Source organism: Streptomyces akebiae, from assembly GCF_019599145.1.
GTDB lineage: Bacteria > Actinomycetota > Actinomycetes > Streptomycetales > Streptomycetaceae > Streptomyces > Streptomyces akebiae.
Map to the genome: position 1 here is coordinate 5,482,401 of NZ_CP080647.1, position 19,967 is coordinate 5,502,367.

23 protein-coding genes are annotated in these 19,967 nt (G+C 70.9%); 9 read left to right on the top strand and 14 right to left on the bottom strand.

Going from position 1 to position 19,967, the window contains the following annotated elements:
• Nucleotides 1-353 precede the first annotated feature (353 nt).
• From K1J60_RS23565 to mshD, 5 genes are all read right to left on the bottom strand, one after another.
• Nucleotides 354-1,334 (bottom strand): ABC transporter permease, encoded by a 981-nt coding sequence (locus K1J60_RS23565; RefSeq protein WP_220647912.1) that lies wholly within the window; start codon nt 1,332-1,334, stop codon nt 354-356.
• Entirely contained in the window at nt 1,331-2,347 is a 1,017-nt protein-coding gene (locus K1J60_RS23570) for an ABC transporter permease (protein WP_220647913.1), read from the bottom strand. The genes K1J60_RS23565 and K1J60_RS23570 overlap by 4 nt, the downstream gene beginning before the upstream one ends.
• The gene (locus tag K1J60_RS23575; protein ID WP_220647914.1) at nt 2,344-3,282 is read right to left on the bottom strand and encodes an ABC transporter ATP-binding protein; all 939 of its coding nucleotides are present in this window, start codon (nt 3,280-3,282) and stop codon (nt 2,344-2,346) included. Before K1J60_RS23575 ends, K1J60_RS23570 begins: the two co-directional genes overlap by 4 nt.
• On the bottom strand, nt 3,279-3,683 hold the full coding sequence (locus tag K1J60_RS23580) for a GntR family transcriptional regulator (protein WP_220647915.1): 405 nt from the start codon (nt 3,681-3,683) through the stop codon (nt 3,279-3,281). Before K1J60_RS23580 ends, K1J60_RS23575 begins: the two co-directional genes overlap by 4 nt.
• A 102-nt stretch (nt 3,684-3,785) precedes the next feature.
• A complete protein-coding gene (gene mshD / locus K1J60_RS23585) occupies nt 3,786-4,727 on the bottom strand; it encodes a mycothiol synthase (protein WP_220647916.1) in 942 nt (313 codons plus the stop codon).
• Between the two features lie 285 nt (nt 4,728-5,012).
• Between mshD and K1J60_RS23590 the strand changes: the two genes are divergently transcribed.
• Nucleotides 5,013-6,821, top strand: a complete 1,809-nt coding sequence (locus tag K1J60_RS23590) for a bifunctional metallophosphatase/5'-nucleotidase (RefSeq protein ID WP_220647917.1) — start codon at nt 5,013-5,015, stop codon at nt 6,819-6,821.
• Here the strand turns inward: K1J60_RS23590 and K1J60_RS23595 are convergent.
• On the bottom strand, nt 6,814-7,662 hold the full coding sequence (locus K1J60_RS23595; protein WP_220647918.1) for a TioE family transcriptional regulator: 849 nt from the start codon (nt 7,660-7,662) through the stop codon (nt 6,814-6,816). The two genes, K1J60_RS23590 and K1J60_RS23595, sit on opposite strands and share 8 nt — an antisense overlap.
• A 122-nt stretch (nt 7,663-7,784) precedes the next feature.
• Between K1J60_RS23595 and K1J60_RS23600 the strand changes: the two genes are divergently transcribed.
• On the top strand, nt 7,785-8,918 hold the full coding sequence (locus K1J60_RS23600; protein ID WP_220647919.1) for an erythromycin esterase family protein: 1,134 nt from the start codon (nt 7,785-7,787) through the stop codon (nt 8,916-8,918).
• Here the strand turns inward: K1J60_RS23600 and K1J60_RS23605 are convergent.
• Nucleotides 8,915-9,220, bottom strand: coding sequence for a hypothetical protein (locus tag K1J60_RS23605; protein ID WP_220647920.1), 306 nt, complete (start codon nt 9,218-9,220; stop codon nt 8,915-8,917). The genes K1J60_RS23600 and K1J60_RS23605 overlap by 4 nt on opposite strands.
• Nucleotides 9,217-9,447: a hypothetical protein gene (locus tag K1J60_RS23610; RefSeq protein ID WP_220647921.1), complete on the bottom strand. Its 231-nt coding sequence runs from the start codon at nt 9,445-9,447 to the stop codon at nt 9,217-9,219. The genes K1J60_RS23605 and K1J60_RS23610 overlap by 4 nt, the downstream gene beginning before the upstream one ends.
• Nucleotides 9,448-9,596: 149 nt before the next feature.
• On the opposite strand from K1J60_RS23610, the gene K1J60_RS23615 reads away from it, so the two are divergent.
• From K1J60_RS23615 to K1J60_RS23630, 4 genes are all read left to right on the top strand, one after another.
• Complete coding sequence (locus K1J60_RS23615; protein WP_220647922.1) at nt 9,597-10,430, top strand: helix-turn-helix domain-containing protein; 834 nt, start codon at nt 9,597-9,599, stop codon at nt 10,428-10,430.
• Nucleotides 10,427-10,627 (top strand): DUF397 domain-containing protein, encoded by a 201-nt coding sequence (locus tag K1J60_RS23620; RefSeq protein WP_220647923.1) that lies wholly within the window; start codon nt 10,427-10,429, stop codon nt 10,625-10,627. Before K1J60_RS23615 ends, K1J60_RS23620 begins: the two co-directional genes overlap by 4 nt.
• A 65-nt stretch (nt 10,628-10,692) precedes the next feature.
• Nucleotides 10,693-11,001 (top strand): hypothetical protein, encoded by a 309-nt coding sequence (locus K1J60_RS23625; protein ID WP_220647924.1) that lies wholly within the window; start codon nt 10,693-10,695, stop codon nt 10,999-11,001.
• Nucleotides 10,998-11,396 carry a PIN domain-containing protein gene (locus tag K1J60_RS23630; protein WP_220647925.1) on the top strand — a complete coding sequence of 133 codons (399 nt, stop codon included), beginning with the start codon at nt 10,998-11,000 and terminating at the stop codon, nt 11,394-11,396. Before K1J60_RS23625 ends, K1J60_RS23630 begins: the two co-directional genes overlap by 4 nt.
• Nucleotides 11,397-11,418: 22 nt before the next feature.
• Here the strand turns inward: K1J60_RS23630 and K1J60_RS23635 are convergent, their stop codons facing one another.
• The 6 genes from K1J60_RS23635 to K1J60_RS23660 form a co-directional block, all read right to left on the bottom strand.
• On the bottom strand, nt 11,419-12,870 hold the full coding sequence (locus K1J60_RS23635; protein ID WP_220647926.1) for a HAMP domain-containing sensor histidine kinase: 1,452 nt from the start codon (nt 12,868-12,870) through the stop codon (nt 11,419-11,421).
• Entirely contained in the window at nt 12,867-13,601 is a 735-nt protein-coding gene (locus K1J60_RS23640) for a response regulator transcription factor (RefSeq protein ID WP_220647927.1), read from the bottom strand. The genes K1J60_RS23635 and K1J60_RS23640 overlap by 4 nt, the downstream gene beginning before the upstream one ends.
• A 177-nt stretch (nt 13,602-13,778) precedes the next feature.
• Complete coding sequence (locus tag K1J60_RS23645; RefSeq protein ID WP_220647928.1) at nt 13,779-13,973, bottom strand: hypothetical protein; 195 nt, start codon at nt 13,971-13,973, stop codon at nt 13,779-13,781.
• Nucleotides 13,974-14,032: 59 nt separating this feature from the next.
• Nucleotides 14,033-15,172, bottom strand: a complete 1,140-nt coding sequence (locus K1J60_RS23650; RefSeq protein WP_220647929.1) for a S1C family serine protease — start codon at nt 15,170-15,172, stop codon at nt 14,033-14,035.
• A 133-nt stretch (nt 15,173-15,305) separates the two neighbouring features.
• Complete coding sequence (locus tag K1J60_RS23655) at nt 15,306-16,328, bottom strand: LacI family DNA-binding transcriptional regulator (protein WP_220647930.1); 1,023 nt, start codon at nt 16,326-16,328, stop codon at nt 15,306-15,308.
• Nucleotides 16,329-16,422: 94 nt separating this feature from the next.
• Entirely contained in the window at nt 16,423-17,202 is a 780-nt protein-coding gene (locus tag K1J60_RS23660) for a winged helix-turn-helix transcriptional regulator (RefSeq protein WP_220647931.1), read from the bottom strand.
• Nucleotides 17,203-17,361: 159 nt separating this feature from the next.
• On the opposite strand from K1J60_RS23660, the gene K1J60_RS23665 reads away from it, so the two are divergent.
• Genes K1J60_RS23665 through K1J60_RS23675 form a run of 3 tightly spaced genes read left to right on the top strand, consistent with a single transcriptional unit; the run spans nt 17,362 to nt 19,835 of the window.
• The gene (locus tag K1J60_RS23665) at nt 17,362-18,261 is read left to right on the top strand and encodes an alpha/beta hydrolase (protein ID WP_220647932.1); all 900 of its coding nucleotides are present in this window, start codon (nt 17,362-17,364) and stop codon (nt 18,259-18,261) included.
• Between the two features lie 31 nt (nt 18,262-18,292).
• Entirely contained in the window at nt 18,293-18,547 is a 255-nt protein-coding gene (locus K1J60_RS23670) for a MoaD/ThiS family protein (RefSeq protein WP_033526019.1), read from the top strand.
• Nucleotides 18,548-18,557: 10 nt separating this feature from the next.
• Nucleotides 18,558-19,835, top strand: a complete 1,278-nt coding sequence (locus K1J60_RS23675; protein WP_220647933.1) for a hypothetical protein — start codon at nt 18,558-18,560, stop codon at nt 19,833-19,835.
• The last annotated feature ends 132 nt before the right edge of the window (nt 19,836-19,967 follow it).

Genomic DNA, 19,967 nt, shown 5'->3' on the forward strand with positions numbered 1-19,967 from the left:
CGGTGTGGTGCGGGGCGACGGGCGCGGGCGTGCGGGGGTCGTCCCCCGTGCTGTTCCCGTTGCTTGGGCCGCTGCGTGGGGGAGGCGAGGGCTCGGGCACGACGGGGTTCATTGCGGAAGCGTCGCAAGGCCGTCTGAATCGCCGGTTACGGCGACCTTACGTGTGGGATAGCGCAGGGAGGACCGCCGGTTCTGCGCCGGCGTGCGCCGCACCCCGGCGTACGCCTTCTGGTGATCACCCGCCGTTCACCGGCCGTACGCCGTCGGCACGCCCCTCCCCCCGTAGGAGGGGCGTGCCTGGTCCAGGGCCCGGGTCGCGGCTCGGGCCGGGTGCGGCCTCAGGGAGCGCGCCGTCAGCGGGTGCGGCGGCGCAGGAGCCAGAAGGCGGCGGCGGTGGCCAGGACCCCGACGGCGAGGATGATGCCGGTCGCCACGAGGTGCAGGGGCCAGAAGTGGGACGCCGGGTGCACCTCGGCGTACAGATCGGTGAAGCCCTTTCCGCTCATGCACCTGGTGTAGTCGACGTCGGCATCGGCGTCGAAGCAGCTCAGGTCGTCGACGCGGGCACCGGAGCCGGTGACGGCGCCCAGCTCCAGCTGGTCCGCCGTCATCGGCAGCCTGCTGGCGGCGGTGCCGCGGAGCGTCGTGGAGGGCCACAGCTCGTCGAACCGAACGTCGAACCAGAGGTGGAACGCGACCATGAAGCCGAGGGCCACGGTGAGCGCGGGCAGCGCGCGCCTGAGGACGATTCCCACCAGGGCGCCGACGGCCAACGCGCACAGGGCGTACGCCAGGACCGCGGGGCCGCGGTTCAGGAAGGGGTCGGTGTAGTACCACTCGTCGCCGCGCAGATCCCGGTTCGTGGACCAGGCCCAGCGGTAGACCGGCACCAGGACGGCCATGCCGACGGTCAGCGCGGCGGCGGGCACCGCGAGCTTGACGGTGAGCCACCGGACCGGGGTGACGGACTGGGTCCAGGCAAGCTGGGCAGTGCCCCGTTCCAGCTCACGGCCGGTCAGTGAGGCCCCCGCCCAGGCGGCCACGGCGTAGGAGGAGTAGGCGATCAAGGTGCCGATCGAGCTCATGGCCGAGGCGTAGTCGAAGGCGGACCCGAGGTCGATGCACCCGTTCTCCAGCTTCCGGCAGGCGGCCCGCTCCGCGCGTATCTCCGCGCCCGTGACGTACCGCAGCCAGAGCATCCACCCGACCATGAGCAGCACGTACGCGCTCCACGCCAGCAGTGCCGGGCGGTGCACGCGCCACACGGTCCAGGTCAGGCCACCGCGGGCGGCGGTGTCCGCCGGGGGCGCGGTGGTGAGGGTCTCGGTGCTCATACGGTCCCTCCCGTACGGCGGCGCAGCAGTCGGAACGCGGCCCAGACCAGCAGGGCGGTGGCGGTCAGGACGATGGCCGTCTCGACCAGGTGGAGGGGCCAGAAGTGGGAGGAGGGGTGGAAGTCGGCGTAGAAGCTGACGGCGTCGGTCCGGCCGCAGGAGTCGTCCGTGCACGCCACGTCCGAAACGCGCTCACCGGTGCTGGTGACGAAGCCGCGGTCGACCAACTCGCCGGTCCAGTCCCGGTCCGCGGTCTTGGAAACGATGGTGTCGACGGGCCACAGCAGGTGACGGTTCGACTGGAGCGTGCCCGCAAGGACGCCGGTGCCGACGAGGCCGACGGCGAGCCCGGGGAGCGAGCGGCGCAGCAGCAGGCCGGCGAACACACCGACCGCGAGGCCCAGCAGGGCGTACGCCGTGGCGACGGTGCCGTGACCGGCGAAAATGGCGGACTCGAACCAGTCCCGGGTCCCCAGCGTGTGCCGCAGCCGCTCCTCGCGCCACCACACCAGGCGGTTCAGCAGGGTCAGCAGGACCGTCCCGGAGACGATCACGGCCGCCGGGACCGCGAGTTTGGCGGCGAGCCAGCGGGCCGGGGTGACGGACTGGGTCCAGGCCAGCTTCGCCGTACCGCTCTCCAGTTCGCGGCCGATCAGGGAGCCGCCCGCCCACGCGCCGATCAGGAGCGGGGCGAGGGTGAGGGCCGTGGAGCCCAGGGAGACGGCCGTGTCGTAGCGCGTGTAGGCCGCGCCGATCGTGCAGTAGTCGGTCTCCGCGCAACCGCTCTTCACGTACGCCGCCCAGGCCGCGTCGTAGCCCGGTCCGGCGGCCCACAGCAGTCCGGCGGCGGCGAGGCCCACCAGCAGCCCCCAGAACCACAGGGCCGACTGGTGCACGCGGAACGTCGCCCGGATCAGCCCCCGGGCCGGGGTCATCACGGCCGGGGCGGGGGCGGGGTCCCCGGAACGGGCGGTCCCGATGGTCTCCGTGGCCTCGGTGGTCGTGGTGCTCATACGGCCGCCCCCCGGGTCTCGGCCCCGTCGGTGTCGTCCGCGCGGTCCGCGTCCGCGTCCCCGTCGGCGTCGTCGATCGTGAGGGCCGGGGCCTCCGGCGCCCGCAGATGGGCGAGGATCAGCTCCTCCAGGGTCGGCTCGGCGGTCTGCCAGCCCCCGCCGACCGGGCCCCGCGGGCGGATCAGCGCGGTGAGCTGACGTCCCGTCGTGCGGGACTCGACCACGGTGTGCGGAGCGAGGTCGCCCGCCGGGCCGGTGACCAGGGTGTGCGCGGCGAGGACCTCGTCCAGCGGGCCCGCGAGCCGGACGCGTCCGGAGCCCAGCAGGAGCAAGTGGTCGCAGGAGCCCTCCAGTTCGGCCACGACGTGCGAGGACATGACAACCGTGGTGCCGTGCTCGGCGGAGTCCGCGAGCAGGGTGCCCATCAGCTGGTGCCGGGCGAGCGGGTCGAGGTCGGCCATCGGCTCGTCCAGGAGCAGCAGTTCGGGCCGCTTGCCGAGGGCGAGGGCGAGGGCGACCCGGGTGCGCTGACCGCCGGAGAGGGAACGGATCTTCGCGTTCCGGTTCAGGTCGCCCTCCTCCACCACCCGCTCCGCGACGGCCGCGTCCCAGCGCCGGGTGTTGAGATCGCGGCCCAGCCGCAGGGTCTCGGCCACGGTCAGCTGGGGATACAGGGGCTTGTCCTGGGCGACGTAGGCGATGCGCTCGCGGGCCGCCGCCGGGGTCGTGCCCAGCACGCTGATCGTGCCCTCGGTGGGGGCGAGCAGGCCCGCCGCGTGGGCCAGGAGCGTCGACTTGCCCGCGCCGTTCGGTCCGACGAGCGCGCACACCCGCCCCGACGGCAGCCGCAGCGTGCACTCGCGCAGTGCCCAGCCCCGGGACCGCCACCCGAACTTCTTGCCGAGCGCGGCCACTTCCAACGCGGTCCCCGTCATGCCTGGTCCCCCCGATCTCGCTTGTCTGTCGTGAAGTGTTCGTCCAGTACGGACGTGAAGAGGGCCTCCACGTCGTCCCGTTCGAGCCCGCTCTTCCGGGCCCGTGCGGCCCAGCTGTCCAACTCGGCCCGCAGCGGGGAGTCGACGGGCGCGGTGCCCAGCGACCTCCGTACGAACGTGCCGAGGCCGCGGCGGGCCTCGACCAGGCCCTCGCGCTCCAGCTCGCGGTAGGCCTTCAACACCGTGTTCGGGTTGATCGCGGTGGCTTCCACGACCTCGCGGGCCGTGGGGAGCTTGTCGCCGGGTTCCAGCAGGCCCATCCGCAGGGCCTGTTTGGTCTGCTGGACGATCTGGACGTAGGTGGCGACACCGCTGCGCCGGTCGATGCGGTACTCGACCACTCGAACAACCACCCTTTCACTAATTGAGTAGTGAAAGGGTGGTGCAAGAGAGGGGGCGGTGTCAACAACACCGCCCCCTGCCTGTGGAAAACTCCGGGTACGTCAGGTTTCGCTGCGGTACATCAGGTCCGTCTCGTAGGTCACGAAGCCGAGGCGCTCGTACACGGTCACGGCCGCCTTGTTGTCCGCGTCGACGTAGAGCATCGCGGTGGGCAGGCCCTGGGCGGCGAGGTGGCGCAGACCGATCGTGGTGAGGGCCTTGCCGAGGCCACCGCCCTGTGCGCCGGGGCGTACGCCGACGACGTAGACCTCGCCGAGCTGTTCGGCGGCGTGCGCCTTAGTCCAGTGGAAGCCGACCAGTTCCTCTCCCCGGAAGGCCAGGAAGAAGCCCGCCGGGTCGAACCAGGGCTCGGCCTTGCGGTCGTCGAGGTCGCGCTGGGTGAGGGAGCCCTGTTCGGGGTGGTGGGCGAACGCCTCCGCGTTCGCGGCGAGCCAGGCCGCGTCGTCCGCTCCGGGGACGAAGGCGCGGACGGTGACGCCGTCGGGGAGCACCGGCTCGGGCGGGTCGAAATCGGCCAGGGAGCGGCGCATCTGGCGGAGTTCGCGGAAGAGGGTGAGACCGAGGACCTGAGCGAGGTGGCGGGCGGCGGAGTGGCCGCCGTGCGCCCAGACGCGCAGCCGCTTGCCGGACTCGGCGAGCAGGGCGGAGCCGAGGGCGCGGCCGTGGCCGTGGCCCCGGTGGGAGGGGTGGACGACCAGCTCGGCGGCCGGGGCCTCGACGGGGTCGTTGTCCTCCAACTGGGCGTAGCCCACCAAGGTGTCGCCGACGGTGAGGAGGAGGTGGGCCACGCCTTCGCGGGGGCCGCCGCGGAGTTGGAGGCGGCCCTGCTCGGACACCGCCTGTTGGCCGTCGACCTGGGCGGCCTCGTCGAGGAGGGCGAGGACGGCGGCCTTCTGGTCGGGGGTGAGTTCCAGGCGGGTTTCGATACTGCGGGCGGCTGCGCTTGCCGCTGCGCCGGGCCGGGCGGTGTCGTCGCTGGTCATGGGTTCGAGACTAACCGGGGGGTGCGGTGGGGGGAGCGACCATGAGCCCGGTCGGTTCTGCTGTGCGGCGGGCGCGGCTTGAATGTGGCTGTTCGCGCGGCTCCTCGCGGCTCCTCGCGAGAACTTCATGAGAGCTGTTCATCCCGTTTCGTCAACAGTCCTCCCTGACGGCAATCAGGTCGTAACCATGAACCCCCTGCCGCGCTACGCGCGTTGACCCTAGGCTTCGGCCCGACGGGGCCGATCTCACGTTTCTCTCACCTCTCATACGAACCAGGGGGGCACATGTCAGCCACACCCCAAGCGCAGCGCCGTAGAAGCCGCCGTAACCGGACCCTCGCCGTCGCGGCCGGGCTGGCGACCGTCGGGGCGCTGGCCGCCGCACTCCCGGCGAGCGCCGGTGAGGCGAAGTACCCGCCCGGCACGGACAAGCCGAGCCGGTACCAGGACGTGCAGCTGCTGTCGTTCAACGACCTGCACGGCAACCTGGAGCCGCCGGCCGGTTCCTCGGGCCGGGTCACGCACGTCCACGAGGACGGCCACACCGAGACGATCAACGCCGGTGGTGTCGAGTACCTCGCCACGCACCTGCGCGAAGCCCGCCGCGCCGACGACTACACGATCACGGCCGCCGCCGGTGACATGGTCGGTGCCTCCCCGCTGATCTCGGGCCTGTTCCACGACGAGCCCACCATCGAGGCGCTGAACGGGCTCGACCTCGACGTCACGAGCGTCGGCAACCACGAGTTCGACGAGGGCGCGAAGGAACTGGCCCGCCTGCAGAAGGGCGGCTGCCACCCGACGGACGGCTGCTACGTCAAGGGCAAGAAGTTCAAGGGTGCCGACTTCCCGTACCTCGCGGCGAACGTCATCGACAACAAGACCAAGAAGCCGCTCCTGAAGCCCTACTGGGTGTGGAAGAAGAACGGCGTCAAGGTCGGCTTCATCGGCGTGACCCTGGAGAACACCCCGGGCGTCGTCTCGGCCGAGGGCGTCAAGGGCCTCACCTTCAAGGACGAGGTCAAGACGATCAACAAGTACGCCAAGGAGCTGGAGCGCCAGGGCGTCAAGTCGGTCGTCGCGCTGATCCACGAGGGCGGTGCCCCCGCCTCCACGTCGTACAACTACGACTGCGACTCGCCCGGCGCCGGTGACGGCATCTCCGGTCCGATCGTCGACATCGCCAAGAACATCACGCCGAAGGTCGACGCCCTCGTCACCGGCCACACGCACGCCGCGTACGCCTGCACCATCAACGACCCGGCGGGCAAGCCGCGCATGGTCACCTCGGCCGCGTCCTTCGGCCGCCTCTACACCGACACGACGCTGACGTACGACCGCAAGACCGGCGACATCGCGCGCACGGCCGTGGATTCCGCGAACCACGTGGTCACCCGTGACGTCGAGAAGGCCGCCGACATGACGGCCCTCATCAGCAAGTGGAACACCCTCGCCGCGCCCATCGGCAACCGCGCCATCGGCTACATATCCGCCGACGTGCCCAACGCCGGCACCGAGTCCCCGATGGGTGACCTGATCGCCGACGCGCAGTACTGGTACGGCAAGGCGCTCGACCCCGAGGTCGACCTCGCGCTGATGAACCCGGGTGGTGTGCGCGCGCCGCTCACCTACGCGGCCAAGGGCACCGAGGGCGACGGCGTGGTGACCTACGCCGAGGGCTTCACCGTCCAGCCGTTCTCCAACACGGTCAACCTCCAGGACTTCACGGGGGCCCAGCTCATCTCCATCCTCAAGGAGCAGGTCAGCGGGACGAACACCGCCGTGCCGAAGGTGCTGCTGCCGTCGTCCGGTCTGACGTACACGCTCGACCTGACGAAGTCCGGCGCGGACCGCGTCGTCGCCGACACCGTCAAGCTCAACGGTGCCGCGATCGACCCGGCCGCCACCTACCGCGTCGCGACCAACAGCTTCCTCGCGGGCGGCGGCGACGGCTTCCCGACGCTGGGCCTGGGCACGAACGACCTGGTCGGCGGGGACGACCTGGCGGCACTTGAGCAGTACCTGCTCGCCAACTCCTCGGCCACGAACCCGATCGCGCCGCCTGCGGCCAACCGGATCACGATCATCAACTAGTCGTACCGGATCGCCGAGGGCCGGATGTCCGGATGTCCGATGTCCGGATGTCGGGCCCGGGTGGTTCGTGACTGGTCGCGCGGTTCCCCGCGCCCCCTCCGGGGCGCGGGGAACCGCTTTTTTCGTGCCCCGCAGCGCGTGGCCCGGGTGCTCCCAGGTACCGGCTGAGGTGGGCGGACGCGTCCAGCATGGCGAGGCCTCGTACGGTCAGACGTCGTCGCCAGTCGTCCAGTGCGGCGGCGAGGGCATCGGTGCCGCCGGCCGTGCGGATCTGCCGGACCACGGCGGAGACGTGGTCCAGGGGGTGGCCCCCGCGCCGCAGGAGATGGGCGAGTTCCGCGTCGCGGACGTCGGTCGGGTGGTAGAGGCGGTAGCCGGTGAGCGGGTCCCGGGCGGGGGTGAGGATGCCGGCGTCCTCCCAGTTGCGGAGGGTCGCCGGGGTGACGTCGAGCCGGTGGGCGAGTTCGCCGACGGTGAGGGTGTGGGCGGTGTGGGTGGTGCGGGTGGTGCGGGTGGGGGCGGCCGTCAGTTGGTCCACCGCGTCGCGTACCGCGTCGAGGGTCTCCCGGTCGCGGAGCAGCTGGGCGTGCCCACGGTCGACGATCGTCAGGGCGTGGTCGAGGTCGTCCTCGTGCACGGCACGCATGATCCGGCCCGCGGCGGAGTGGCCGTACGCCGGGACGAGGGCGAGGAACGCGCGGAGCGCCGCCGCGTGCGCCTCGGTGTAGATCCGGTAGCCGCTGCCCGTCCGCTCGGCGGCGGGGATGAACCCGTCGCGCTCGTAGTTGCGGACCGCCTGGGTCGAGAGGCCGTGCTCGCGGGCGAGGTCGGAAGGTCGCATGCTGATCACCGGTTTGAGACTTTACGGGACGGGAGGGTGCTCTGTACGCCTCTGGGCAGCCATCGTGCCGCGCCAGGGGACGCCAAGTATCAACCGATCTTTCAAGGATACGATTGAGGCTCATGAGTCAGGACATTCGAGACTTCGTGACCCCGTCGTGCGACCTGCTGGCCCTCGGTGAGCCGACCCACCTGGAACCGGCCTTCGGGCACGCCCGCAACGAACTCTTCGCCCAGCTCGTCGAGGAGGGCTTCCGTTCGATCGCCCTGGAGACCGACCGCGTTCCCGCGCTCGCCCTGAACGACCATGTGCGGGACGGGACCGGCGACTTCGACGAGGTGATGCGGGAGGGCATCGCGTTCGGCCGCGGCGAACTGGCCCCCAACAGGGAACTGATCACGTGGATGCGCGAGTACAACCGGACCCGCCCGCCGGAGGAACGCCTCGCCTTCCACGGCTTCGACGCCGAGATGGAGAACATGAGCGCGCCCAGCCCGCGCCGCTGTCTCGAAGCAGCCCGCGCCTACCTGGCCCGCGACGAGGGTCTGGCCTCCCCCCTCGCCCTCGCCGCCGACCCGGCCCTCGACATCGCGAGCCTCGCCGGTGACGACGAACGGTGGAGCCGTACCGAGGCGGTGCTGGACGCGGCCTGCTCGATCGGCGCCACACCGGAGGCCGAGGCGCTGCGCTGCCTGGCCGACGACATGCTCACCGAGTTCCACGCCCGCGCGCCGCAGCTGATCGCGGCGACCTCACGGGCCGAGTGGTACAGGGCGAAGGCCCACCTCATGGCGGCGATCGGCCTCCTGAGGTACCACCGGCAACTGGCACGCCCCGCCGAGGAGAGCGTCCGGATCTCCCGCATGCTCGCCACCCGCGACGCGCTGATGGTCGAGAACCTCCTCGACATCCGCGCCATCGAGGCCGACCGCGGCCCGACCCTGGTCTTCGGCCACAACGTCCACCTCCAGCGCGGCCCCAGCCACATGCGCATGCGCGACCTGGACCTCGACTGGCACGGCGCGGGCGCGGTTCTGGGCCCGCTGGTGGGGGAACGGTACGTGTTCGTGGCGGGGAGCCTGGACGGCGACGACCCCTCCGACCCGGCGGGGCCCACGCCGGGCCGGCACGGGGGTGCGGTCCGGCCGCGCGCCACGACGTGGACCCTGAGTCCGGCCCCGGTATCGGCGGACGGGCCGGACGAGGCTGCGCTGAAGGGCGCCGACGGGGTCCTGCGCATCAGCGCCCATGCCTAGGGGCGGTCCTCGGGGGCTTCGGCGCCGCCGATGCGCCGCCCCCTGCTGACGGCGATCCGCAGTACGTCCTCCAACGACTCCACGGCCCGTGTCAGCGCGAACCGCACAGCTCGCTCGCCGGCCGCCGCGTCCCCGAGCACGGCCTTGCTACCGGCCAACACCGCATCGGCAGAACCGAGTTGGGACGCCTCCACGCTGTCGGCCAGCAGGGAGAGCGCTCCGGGGTGCGCGGTGTCCGGGTCGAGATAGCAGGGCTTGCCGTCGGGGTTGGTCCACGGCAGCAGGCGCAGACGGTCCATCATGCGGGGGCCTCCACGCTGTGCATACCGCTGGTGTACAGCTCCTCGGGGCTGAGCACGTAGGGCCGTACGAGGTTGGCGTAGGGCTCGAAGGGCCAGATGTCGTCGGGGGACCTGGGTGGGGGTGGGGGAGGGGCGGGTTCCCGCGCTTCCTCCGCCTCGGGGGGCACCGGGTCGGGCGCGGCCCAGCGGAGCAGTGCCTCACAGAGCCGTACGACGAGCGAGCGCATATGGGTGTCCCTACTTCCGGCTCAGGGTTTTTTCAGGGTCGGCCTGACGAGCGGTGATTACCTTTCGTGTCCTGATCGTCACGGGTGCGCCGTACGTTGGGGAAGGGGGTTGCCGTTGTCTGGCGCCCCAGACAACGGCGAGGGGTGACATGGGCGAAGTCGTTGACGGGAAGCGGGAATCAGGGCGTGCCGCGTTGGGGCGGACCCTGCTGTTCCTGCGGGAGAAGGCGGGCAAGACGCTGACGCAGTTGGCGGCGGAGACGTCGTACGACAAGAGCTATCTCTATCGCCTGGAGAAGGGGGAGAGGCTCTCCAAGCGGGCGGTCATGGAAGACCTGGACACCTATTACGGCTCCGGTGACCTGCTGGTTCGCCTGTGGCGGGACGCACGCAAGGAGGTCATCAAGGACAAGTACAAGGCGTTCATGGAGCTGGAGGCGACGGCTCGGGTCATGTGGATGTTCCAGTTGCGGGTGCCGGGCATCTTGCAGACCGAGGAGTACGCCCGCACGGTGTTGTCAGGGTTGTCTGGAGCCCAGACAACGCCAGGCAACAGTGAGGAGGTCGAGGAGCAGGTGGCCGCGCGTATGGGGCGGCAGGAGTTGCTGTACCGCCCGCAGGCGCCGAGCATCCGCGTGATCCTCGATGAGGGAGCGGTACGGCGGGCTGTGCCGAACGCGAAGGTGTGGGAGGACCAGCTCGCGCACTTGGTGGAGGCTGCGGAACTGCCCTCCGTCGCGATTCAGGTGGTGCCCTGGACGGCCGGGGTGCACGACCTCATGGACAGCCACCTCTGGCTCTTCTGGCAACGAACCGGCGATGCCGTGGCCTACTCGGAGGGCAACGGCATCGGTGAGTTGATCGATGATCCGGACAGGGTCCTGGCTTTCCGGCTGTCCTACGATCTCGTCAGGGACGCGGCGCTGACTCCGGCCGAGTCGACCGTGTTCATCAAGCGGCTTCTGGAGGAGTGCAGATCATGAACCGGACCCTCGACCTCGGCACCGCTGTCTGGCGAAAGTCGTCGTACAGCGACGGGGGTGGCACGAACTGCCTCGAAGTCACCGACGAAGTCCCCGGCATAGTCCCCGTCCGGGACAGCAAGATCCCGGACGGCCGCCCGCTCCTGTTCTCCGCAGGGGCCTGGTCCGCCTTTGTCAAGGTCATCGTGGCTGGCTGAGCACCTCCGGGTGAATGCGGCCCAGCACCGGGGCGCTCGCGCCGTGGCGGGGCTATGGTGAAGCCATGGCAGAAACCACCACCATCCAGGTCTCCAAGCAGGCCCGCGATCATCTCGCCCAGGTCGCCAAGGAACGCGGCATGACCCTCGGCCAGCTCATCGAGCAACTGGCCGCCGAGCAGCCGACGGCGGAGCAGATCGCGGAGCGGGTCGCGGCTACCCGCAAGGTGCTGCGTGAGCGTATGGGGTGCACGCTCACGGACGAGGAGTTCGACAACGGTCCGGACGTGCTGGCCAACATCTACGCGATGGCTGCGGAGAAGATGCACTCCGGCCGTGGGGCGACGCGCTCCGGTCAGGGGCACGCCGCGTGATCGTCCTCGACACCGACGCGGCGCTCGCGCTCGCTCGCGGCCACGAGGCCCTGCACCGCCTCGCGGACAACGTCGCGCGCACCCCCGGTGACTGGTTGCACATCCCCTCCCTGTGCCTCATGCGGGCGGAGGAGAAGGACGAGGGCGTCGGTCGGGCACTGCTCGCGCTGCCGGGCATCCAAGTGGACCCGCTCGGCCAGGCAGCCGCTGTCACGGTGGGCGGAATGGTGCGTGACGGGTGGGGCGGAGTCGATACCTGCCATGCCCTCTACGTCGCCACGCCGCATCTGGAGACGGGTGGCATGTCCATCATCCTGACAGGACGTGAGGACGACTACCCGCCAGGCGTCCTAGCCATCGACATCGACTCTTCCGGAATGCTCGGCTTCCACTGACCCCGAGCACCCCGGCCACCGCTCAGGGCCCCTCCGGGGGCGGAGCCGCCGCCCCCGGCAACCGCACCGTCGCCAGCGTGCCGCCGCCCTCAGCCCGCGACAAGGACACCTCGCCGCCCGCCTGTTCGACCGTGCGGGCCACGATCGACAGGCCCAGGCCCGAGCCCGGGAGTGACCGGGCCGACGGGGAGCGCCAGAAGCGGTCGAAGACGTGGGGGAGTTCGTCGGCGGGGATGCCGGGGCCGTGGTCGCGGACCGTGAGGACACCCTCGGCCAGGGAGACCTTGATCGTGCCGCCCTGAGGGCTGAACTTCACCGCGTTGTCGAGGACGTTGACTATGGCGCGCTCCAGCGCGGACGGTTCGGAGCGGACGTACCAGGGCTCCAGGTCCGCCGTGATCGTCAGCTCGGGGCCGCGCAGCCGGGCCCGGCGCAGGGCCGCCTCCACCGTCTCCTGGAAGTCGACGATCTGGAGGTGCCGGCCGCCCTGCTGGCCCGAGTCCGAGCGGGACAGCTCCTGCAAGTCGCCTATCAGCGCGGCCAGTTCGGTCATCTGGGCCTTCACCGAGGCGAGCAGGGCCTTGCGATCGTCCGCCGGGATCGGGCGACCCGTCTCCTCGCTGCGGGAGAGGAGTTCGATGTTCGTGCGGAGGGAGGTCAGGGGGGTGCGGAGTTCGTGGCCGGCGTCGGCGATCAGCTGTTGTTGCAGTTCGCGGGAGTTCGCCAGCGCGCTCGTCATCGAGTTGAAGGAACGGGAGAGGCGGGCGATCTCGTCCTCGCTCTCCTCCTCCACGGGGATGCGGATGCTCAGGTCCTCGGTGCGCGCCACGTGTTCGACGGCTTCCGTGAGCTTGTCGACCGGGCGGAGCCCGGCACGGGCCACCGCCAGACCGGCCGCGCCGGCGCCTACGACTCCGATGCCGGAGACGAGGAGAAGGATCAGGGCGAGGTCGTTGAGGGTGGACTGGGTGCCCTTGAGGGGGAGCGCGGCGAGCAGCGCCACATTGGACTGTTCCCCGGAGATCGGGTCGGTGTAGATCGCTGGGGCGACCTTGACTCGTACGTCGTTGCCGTCCGAGTCGGTGCTGTTGTGGTAGACGGCCTCAGGGCGGCCGGTGGACGCGGCCACGTCCCTGTCGGTCTGCGTGACCTCGACCGTACCGATGGAGAAGCCCATGACGCAGGGCGTTCCGTCCTCCATGACCACCTGGAAATAGGTGTTCCGGCCGAACAGGTTGTTCTGCTGCGGAGTCTGCGTGCAGTTCTCGACCGCGGACTGGGCCTGCTGCTCCAACGACGGCATCTTCATCGATTTGTCGAGGTCGTCATTGAGCTGCTCGTACAGCTTCCCCTGCACGATGAACCAGCACGTCACCGACACCGCCGCCACCGCGAACGCGACCGCCGCCGCCACCAGCATCGACAGCCGGGCCCGGATGGGCAGGGACCGGTAGCGGCTCAGGAGCTTTTTCACTCAGCGCCGCCTTGTCGCAGGACGTACCCCACGCCCCGCACGGTGTGGACGAGGCGCGGCTCGCCGCCCGCCTCGGTCTTGCGGCGCAGGTACATGACGTACACGTCGAGGGAGTTGGAGGACGGCTCGAAGTCGAAGCCCCAGACGGCCTTCAGGATCTGCTCGCGGGTGAGGACCTGGCGCGGGTGGGCCATGAACATCTCCAGGAGCGTGAACTCCGTGCGGGTCAGCTCCACCGGACGCCCGCCCCGCGTGACCTCCCGCGTCGCCAGATCCATCCGCAGGTCCGCGAAGGTGAGCGCCTCGTCCACCTCGGCGGTCGCGGCGACGGCCGCCGCGTACGAGCTGCGGCGCATCAACGCGCGGACGCGGGCGAAGAGTTCGTCGAGCTCGAACGGCTTGACCAGGTAGTCGTCCGCGCCGGCGTCGAGGCCGGTGACGCGGTCGCCGACGGTGTCGCGGGCGGTGAGCATCAGGATCGGCGTGGTGTCGCCCGCGCCGCGGATCCGGCGGGCGGCGGTCAGCCCGTCCATGCGCGGCATCTGTACGTCGAGGATCACCAGGTCCGGCTGGTACGCGGTCGCCTTCTCCAGCGCGTCGGCACCGTCGACGGCGACCTCGGTGTCGTAGCCCTCGAAGGCGAGGCTGCGCTTGAGTGCGTCGCGCACCGCCGGCTCGTCGTCGACGATGAGGATGCGCTGGGGTTCGGGGGCGCCTTCGGCGGGGCTCATGGTGGTCTTCGTCCTCGGGTGCGGTGGGTTACAGGGCCGGGGCGCCGTGGGGGTTCCCGTGCGTTGCCCGGTGCCGGTCCGGTGGGGCTTCTCGCGCGGTTCCCCGCGCCCCTGAGGGGTGCGCGCGGTTCCGCCCTAGCCTCGCACGTCGCCCGGCCGCGCAGTAGCCTGTGGTGATCAGCCGCGGACCGTACGGCGGTGGGTGCGGGCCGTCGTGGCGCGGCGGGCCGTGCCTCGGGCGGCGGAGGCCACCTCGGGGGCCCTCGTCACCGCCGGGTGCAGTTCGGCCGCCACCGCGAGGGCGAGGCCCAGTCCGGCCGGGTCGCCGGCCGTTGCGACGGTGTGCGAAATCTGTGCGATCTGCCTGTTCATGTCGAACTCCTGGGACTCGGCGGGACGGGAGGGGAACTGCCTGGTCGGTGGACCGGACCTCAGTCCGACCCGCCCGCCCGCAGCGTGCTCAGGTCGGCCTTGACCGTGTTGACCGGGATGGCGAAGCCGAGGCCGACGCTGCCGGCGCTGGAGGAGGTGGCGTCCGCGGCGGAGTACATCGCGGAGTTGATGCCGATGATGTTGCCGTTCATGTCGATGAGGGCGCCGCCGGAGTTGCCGGGGTTCAGGGAGGCGTCGGTCTGGAGCGCCTTGTACGTGGTCGTCGAGGAGCCGGTGTCACCGTTGAACTGCCGGCCGCCGAACTCGAACGGCCACTGCCCGCCGCCACCGCCCTGCTGCTGGCCCTGGCTCTCGTCCGTCGAGACCGTGACGTCACGGTCGAGCGCGGAGACGATGCCGCTGGTCACGGTGCCGGTGAGGCCCTCGGGGGAGCCGATCGCCACGACCTGGTCGCCGACCTTGACGCCGTCGGAGTCGCCGAGCGTGGCGGCCTTCAGCCCGGAGGCGTCCCGGAGCTTGATGAGGGCGAGGTCCTTCTTGCTGTCGGTGCCGACGACCTCGGCCGTGTAGGTCTTGCCGTTGCTGGTCGTCACCTTGATCTGGGAGGCGCCGGAGATCACGTGGTTGTTGGTGACGATCTCACCGTCGCTGGTGATGATCACACCGGAACCGGTGGACTCACCCGCGTTCGAGGTGGCGTTGATCTCCACGATGCTCGGGCTGACCGCTGTGGCGACCCCGGAGACCGTGCCCTTCTGGCTGGTCGGCACCACGCTGGTGCTGGTGGCGCTGGAGGCCACGGTGTCCGTGCCGGTCAGCTCCTGGATGCCGTACGCCGTACCGCCACCGATCGCCGCCGCGACGAACGCCACCGCCGCGAGCAGCGCGATCGGCCCCCGGGTACGCCTTCTCGGAGCGGGCGCCGACCCGGACTCCGGGGTGCCGGCGGAGGAGACCGGCTCGCTGAGGAGCGCGGTGGGAGCGGCCTGCGCCGAGGTGGCAGCCGCCGGGTCGTACGCCGGCGGGGGCGGCCACTCCGGGTTCACCGGGGTGGAGGCCTGCTGCTGCTGGAGGTACGCGGGCTGCTGCCGGGTCTCGCCCTCGGCGTACCCGGAGTGCTGCTGCTGCCCCTGGTAGGGGTTCTCGTACTCGCCGCTGCGGCGGAAGCTCTCGGTCATGACTCAGAGCGTGCCGCCCGACCATGAGACCTTCCTGAGTGCTTCCTGAGAACCCCGCCAGAACCTCGTTCGCCCCATATAAAGACGTCCGAGCCGGCCCCCGTGGAGAAGCCCTACGGGCTGTGCGCAGGCGCTACACGCACCCGCAAGACCGCCGAGCCACCAGCGTCGACGGAAACAGCTTCACCCGTTCGCGGCGGGAGCCGGCGACGCGGATCCCGTCGTCCAGCACCAGGTCCACCGCCGCCCGGGCCATTCCCGTACGGTCAGTCGCGATCGTCGTCAGGGGCGGGTCCGTGAGTGCCGCCTCCTTGACGTCGTCGAAGCCGGCCACGGCCAGCTCGCTCGGCACCTCGATCCGCAGTTCGCGCGCGGCCCGCAGCACCCCGATCGCCTGGTCGTCGGTGGAGCAGAAGATCGCCGGGGGCCGGGTGGGGCCCGACAGCAGCTTCAGCGCCACCTGGTACGCGTCGTAGCGGTTGTAGGGCGCCTGGAACAGCCGTCCCTCCGTGGAGATCCCGGCCTCGTCCATCGCCCGGCGCCAGCCCTCCACGTGGTCGGAGACGGGGTCGCCGATGAGCGGGGTCTCGGCGACACCGCCCATACAGGCGACGTACGCGTAGCCGTGGGAGAGCAGATGGTCGACGGCGAGCTTCGCGCCGCCGATGTCGTCGGTCACCACGGCCACGTCGTCGATCGCCTCGGGCCGCTCGTGCAGCAGGACGACCCGCGCGTCCCACGCCTCTATCTCGGCGGCCGCGTTGTCGTTGAGGGCGTGGCTGACGAGGATCAGCCCGGAGACGCGCATCCCGAGGAACGCCCGCAGATAGTGGACCTCGCGCTCGGCGACATAGTCGGTGTTGCCGACGAGCACCATCTTTCCGCGCTCGGCGGCGGCCTGCTCCACGGCGTGGGTCATCTCGCCGAAGAAGGGCTGGCGCGCGTCCGGCACGATCATGCCTATGAGATCGGTGCGCCGGGATGCCATCGCCTGCGCGACCCGGTCCGGGCGGTACCCCAGCTCCTTGATGGCGGCGAGGACACGCTCGCGCGTGGCCGGTGCGACCGGCCGGGGTCCGTTGTTGATGACGTAGCTGACGACGGCGGTCGACGTACCCGCCAGTCTTGCCACGTCATCCCGAGTCACCTTGGCCACGCGCGGAGTCTACGCGGATGGACCGGCCCTGGGCAGGGCGTACGACGGCGCACCTGTGAGTTACCTGTGCGTACGCCGCCGCGGTTCCCCGTCACTACGCCTCGGCCGCGATCTCCACGGCGTCCAGGGGCGCCGTCTCGTCCGCATCCTCCGCCTTTGAGGGGGCGGCCTTGGCCTTCGCCTCGTCAGCGGCGCGCTCCACCTTCTCGGGCGTAACGAATCGATAACCGACGTTCCGGACGGTTCCGATCAGCGACTCGTGCTCGGGGCCGAGCTTGGCGCGCAGCCGCCGTACGTGCACGTCGACCGTCCGCGTACCGCCGAAGTAGTCGTAGCCCCAGACCTCCTGGAGCAGCTGGGCGCGGGTGAAGACGCGGCCCGGGTGCTGGGCGAGGTACTTGAGGAGCTCGAACTCCTTGAAGGTGAGGTCGAGGACGCGCCCCTTGAGCTTGGCGCTGTAGGTCGCCTCGTCCACCGAGAGATCGCCGTTGCGGATCTCCATGGGGGAGTCGTCGTTGACGATCTGCTGCCGGCCCATGGCCAGGCGCAGGCGCGCCTCGACCTCGGCGGGTCCGGCCGTGTCGAGGAGCACGTCGTCGATGCCCCAGTCGGCGGTGACGGCGGCGAGACCGCCCTCGGTCACGACGAGGATGAGGGGGCAGCCGGGCCCGGTGGAGCGCAGCAGCTGACACAGGCTGCGGACCTGTGGGAGGTCACGACGACCGTCGATGAGGATCACGTCCGCACCGGGGGTGTCGACGAGAGCGGGGCCTTCCGCCGGAGCCACGCGCACGTTGTGCAGCAGCAGGCCGAGGGCCGGAAGCACCTCCGTTGACGGCTGGAGGGCGTTGGTCAGGAGCAGCAGAGAACTCATGCGTCTGGTTCCTCCTCGGTCCCTGCGAGGACGCGTGTGGCGGCGGCTTGTACAGCTGCGGTCACCTGGCGTTTTTCCGCTCGTATACAAGCTTGCCTAAAGCACGAAAGGACCCGGGGGCGACATTGCCCGAGTCCTCTGTCCAGCAGAATAGCCCACATGAGTGCTGGTCCGGCAGGTCATGTGACGCGATCTTTCGACATTCCGAACTCTGAGACGGCCGATCGAACCCTTTCGAGGCCGCCACGAACCCCTTTGCGCAGGTTTCTACGGACTGACGACGGGGTGAATATCGAGGCCGTATACGATCCAAAAGCCGTTGTATACAACGGCTCCGACGGCACCGGGACTTCACCGGGCGGCCACCTCGCCGACCATCTCGCCGTGGTCGTCGCGCATGGCTTCACGGGTCACGCTGATCGTCCACATGTTCGAAGGGTGGCGGAGGTGTTCGCCCGGTACGGGTCCGTCGTCACCTTCTCCTTCCGGGGCCACGGAAGGTCCGGTGGCCGCTCCACGGTCGGTGACCGCGAGGTGCTCGACCTCGCGGCGGCGGTCCGCTGGGCCCGTGAACTCGGCCACACGCGCGTCGCCACCGTCGGGTTCTCCATGGGCGGCTCGGTCGTCCTGCGCCACGCGGCCCGACCGGACGCGGGCACGGACGCCGTCGTCTCGGTCAGCGCCCCGGCCCGCTGGTACTACCGGGGCACGGCCCCCATGCGCCGGGTCCACTGGCTCATCACCCGCCCCGAGGGCCGCCTCCTCGGCCGCTACGGCTTCCGCACCCGTATCCACCACCGTGACTGGGACCCCGTCCCCCTCTCCCCGGTGGAATCCGTGCCGCTCATCTCCCCGACCCCGCTGCTGATAGTCCACGGCGACCGGGACGGCTATTTCCCGCTCGATCATCCGGAGACGCTGGCCGCGGCGGCGGGCGACCACGGCGAACTGTGGCTGGAGAGAGGCATGGGCCACGCGGAGAACGCGGCGAGCGGGGAATTGCTGGAGAGGGTCGGGGACTGGGTGGTGAAAGGGGTCGCGGCCAGGGGCGTAGCCTGACCCCGTCACGACTCATACAAGAGGAACGCAGATGCCAAAGGGCACCGTCCGCTACTGGGCCGCAGCCAAGTCCGCAGCCGGCGTCGCCGAGGAGCCCTACGACGCGGCCACCCTCGCGGACGCCCTGACCGCGGCCCGCGACCGACACCCCGGCGAACTCGTCCGCGTCCTGCGGCGATGCTCGTTCCTCGTCGACGGAAACCCCGTGGGTACCCGTGCGCATGAGACGGTACGTCTGGCCGAGGGCGGCACGGTCGAGGTGCTCCCGCCGTTCGCAGGAGGGTGACCCCCACATCATGAGCAACCAGCCGTACGGGTACGAGGGCCACCCAGGACAGCAGGGCCACCAGGGGCAGCACGGACAGCAGGGGCAGCACGGCCAGCAGGGTTACGACGCGTACCAGCAGTCGCAGCCCCAGGCGCAGCCGCACTGGCAGGGCTACGACGAGAGCCAGGCCGCCCACGCCCAGCAGTACACCCAGCAGTGGGAGGGCCAGACCTGGGAGACCCAGATCCAGCCCCAGACCCCGCCCGCCGCCAACCTGACGGAGACGGCGTACCTGCCTCAGCAGGTGGACGCCCCGAACGGTTCCCCGAACGGGCAGTACGGCCAGAACGAGCAGTACGGCGGCCAGTACGCCGCTCAGGCCCAGCACCAGCCACACCAGCACCGGCAGCACCAACCCCAAGCCCAGCCCCAGTTCCAGGCGCAGCCTCAATCCCAGCCTCAAGCCCCGGCCCAGTCCCAAGCCGCTCCGGACGCTGCCGCGGATCCCGCGCCCGGCTACGGCCCGCCCACGCTCACCGGCAACACCCGGGTCACCGACGCCCAGCGGGCACGGGCCGAGGGCCGGTCGCCGATCATCGAGCCCGGGATGCAGCCGGCGCTGATCACGGCCGTCCTGGGCCTGCTGCTGGCCGGCGCCGCCGCGGTCGGGGAGTACGCCCTCGCCGTACCCCTGGTGGTCCTCCAGGCCGTGACGGCGGCGGGCTGGTTCCGGCTGAACGGCATGTGGCCGGCCCGGCAGGGCATCGTGCTGGCCTTCGCGGGCGCCCTCGCGGCGGACGCGGCCCTCTTCGCGGCCGGCCGGGAGCACGCGCCCGCCGCGATCCTCGGGACGCTCGGCGTGTGGGTCCTGCTCGGCATCGTGCTGGGGCTGCGCAGTCACGCGGACCCGGACGAGCGGATGTACGGCCTGATGGCGACGGTGGCCTCGTCGGCGCTGGCGATCATCGCGACCGGCTATCTGGCGGCCGTGGCGGACGCGGTGACGGTCGGCGGGGTCGCGGTCGCGGTGGCCGTCCTGGCCCGCGCCCTGCCGCTGCCCACCGCGGCCTCGGTGGTCGTCTCGCTGCTGGCGGCCGCCGGCGCGGGCATCGCCGTCGGCGGTGCGACCGAGCTGGGCACGTCCGGCGCCCTCCTCGGGGCCGGTGCCGGACTCTGCGCCCTCATCGGCCACCGCGTCGCCAGCTACGACTACCCCTCCCGCTTCGTCCACTTCACCGCGGGCGTCGCCCTCCCGCTGACGGCGGCGGCCCCGGCGGTGTATCTGCTGGGCCGCGCGTTGGTCTGACGAGAGTGCGTTGCCGGGTGCGGGTGCGGGTGAGCGAGAAGCTCCACGCATCCGCACCCGCACCTGCATCCGCACCCACCAACGCCCCCTGTCACAGCTGATCAACAAGCCGGGCCGACCCTCCCCGCCCTC